Genomic DNA, 2,361 nt, shown 5'->3' with positions numbered 1-2,361 from the left:
AACGCCGAGCAGAAGATTTTCCTGTCTGAAGATGGGTTTCGCACCGAATCCGAAATAGAGAACACGGATGTCAAATGGTCAGCATTCACCAAATCCGTGATATTTGATGACGGAGTCTTACTCTACCGTGGCACGAACGTGGTAAATTGGATACCTGATACAACGCTTGATGGCGACAACGGAGCCGCACGATTGCGTAAGCTAGTGAGTGCGAAGCTGCCGACGAACCAAGCAGTGAACCGATATCGCCGACAGCGTATTTTCTGAACTCAAAATTTTCTGGCAGCCACTCGGCTACCGCATACGTTCGCCATCAGAGGTATTGATGACAACGCGCGTTTTTTCGTTGTTCTTTGCCGCGGGCATACTTGCGAGCATGGCACCAATTTTGGTCGCCGATGAACCGCCATCAGAAACCATCGTGCTTCGGCAGCTACAAGGGCAGTGGAAGGCGGAAAAGTGGGTCATTCACGGCAGGGAGACATCAGAGGGACGAGACAATCGGTCTTACCGAATCGATGATCGCAAGATGGTGTTTGTTACTGATGGCAAAGATGTCGGGATTGCAACTTTCAAAATTGACGTTTCGGACAAGCCATTCAAAATAGATGTGACTTACGTCGACGGGCCACGCGACGGCCAGGCTCTACCGGGTATCTTTCGGTTTGACGACGAAAAATTCATCAATTGCTTTCCGTATCCTGGCGATCCTAGACCAACGTCTTTTGAATCCACGGCTTCAAATCGTTACTTTCTATCGGTCGACCGGAAGAAAGCGGATTGAGGCGAACCAGACGCTCCACGTGTGTCGCCGAGCAGGGTTTCTTCAAGTGGCAAGCCGTTCGCGGCGACCAAGAGATCGTGATCGTTATCCGGTTAAATTTTAAACTGCATGCCCCGCTCGCCTCGAATTGAAAAACGACTCGCAGCAAAACGCAGCTACGATTCCAAGCCAATCTTTCGACGTTCACGAACGATTGAGGCAGTCTTGGGAACGTCGTGCGTTGCGGCACTGATCATTCTCGAGATCGCATCTCAAATAGGTTTGCTTGCTGGGAAAGAATTAATCGGCAAGGCAATGACTGTACTGTGCGGCGTCACGTTGCTGGCGGTGACCATCTGTATCCTGGTCCTATGCGTCCTTACGCTGACCGGTCCGATCTACAAGCCCCAGCTCGATTTCTCCACAGGTGACCTAGAAACCTACGGTCCTATCGACAAATTTGCCGCATTGGTCATCGCTTCTTTGATCATCGGCGTCGCAGGATACGTTGGGTACCATTACGTGGCCCCTGTTGGTTGACGCCGGGACGAAATCGCGGTGGGATAGCCATCAGATAAAACCGAGAACGGGTGGTCATTTTTACGAATGGATACTCTACTCCCGACTCCCGCTGATCCAGATCGCGACTCGCTTCACTCCCCAGCTGAGCTACATACGCATCGCAGACCAACGTACCTCAGGTTCGATTCAATGCCCTTCCAGTCTCGATCTTGCACATCCACCGCGCACGCGTGTCCTCAACCGGCGGTATAATTCGTCCACTGGTCGACACCGAAGCGACGTTTCTTGCGTCACCGATGTGGCCGAAGGCTAGCGATCGAGACTGCCAAGACTCTGGCCAGAATCCCGACTCGGGGCAGAGCCCGATGTTGCTCTCCCTGCGGCCCCCTGCCTTCGCTTGCAACGCCGCCGGCGCCAGCGATATCGGCACCGGCATCGGCACTGGCAAAGCACATCCAAGCCTTTGCCCCAACCGACGCTTCGCCCCAGCCTCGTGCGAATAAAATTACTGTGAACCGGAGCCGACTGACAGCAAAAATGGTTAGTCGAAGCTCAACAAACTTGCTATCTGTTACCCAGAAGTTTCTTGACGCTGAAGGCATTTTCGCAATTGCCCGGCGGCCGAGCGAAGCGACCAACACTGGAATAGAGAGCAAAGCTTGGTTTCGCCCCCGAAGTTGGTCGCGGATTCGTCATGACGGTTGCCCAGGACCAACTTCGGGGTCGGTCAGAACTTCTCATGATCGATCTCCCCAGGTGTGCTGACGCGACCTGGGCAAATGGATTGACATCCCTCCCGGGATAAAAACTGAACTGTGGGTAGTCAACCAGGGCAATTGCACGGGGAATCACGGGCTGAAAACGACTTTTTCCATGTAGCTGTCGTCCCATCCCGCAGTGAGGCGTTTGTTTTTCACGCCACACTTGGCTGTCTTCTCTTGTTTCAGCAGACTGAGTGCGGTTCGCCTCAGCGTGCTGAAGTTCTCATCCCCATGCCCCTTGCGGATTCGACATTGGTCTTCCCCGAAGGTCACATCAAGCTGCCGGTGGCAACTGTATGCAATTCCCCAATGATC

3 protein-coding genes and 1 pseudogene are annotated in these 2,361 nt (G+C 53.4%); 3 read left to right on the top strand and 1 reads right to left on the bottom strand.

The genetic code is table 11. The features are described from left to right. From RSSM_RS01940 to RSSM_RS01930, 3 genes are all read left to right on the top strand, one after another. A partial coding sequence (locus RSSM_RS01940; RefSeq protein ID WP_008673927.1) for a YcxB family protein occupies positions 1 to 267 on the top strand: 267 nt, incomplete at its 5' end. A gap of 58 nt (positions 268 to 325) precedes the next feature. Beyond that, positions 326 to 784, top strand: coding sequence for a TIGR03067 domain-containing protein (locus RSSM_RS01935; protein WP_008673925.1), 459 nt, complete (start codon positions 326 to 328; stop codon positions 782 to 784). A 108-nt stretch (positions 785 to 892) separates the two neighbouring features. Continuing rightward, entirely contained in the window at positions 893 to 1,303 is a 411-nt protein-coding gene (locus tag RSSM_RS01930; RefSeq protein ID WP_008673924.1) for a hypothetical protein, read from the top strand. 830 nt (positions 1,304 to 2,133) lie between these two features. Here RSSM_RS01930 and RSSM_RS01920 read toward each other — a convergent pair. Then, positions 2,134 to 2,361 (bottom strand): annotated as a pseudogene (locus tag RSSM_RS01920) (ISAs1 family transposase); the annotation flags it as partial.

The sequence above is a fragment of the Aporhodopirellula sallentina SM41 genome (assembly GCF_000346505.1).
Lineage (GTDB): Bacteria > Planctomycetota > Planctomycetia > Pirellulales > Pirellulaceae > Rhodopirellula > Rhodopirellula sallentina.
Note: the sequence above shows the minus strand (reverse complement) of the source record. Positions and strands in the feature narration are given on the sequence as shown.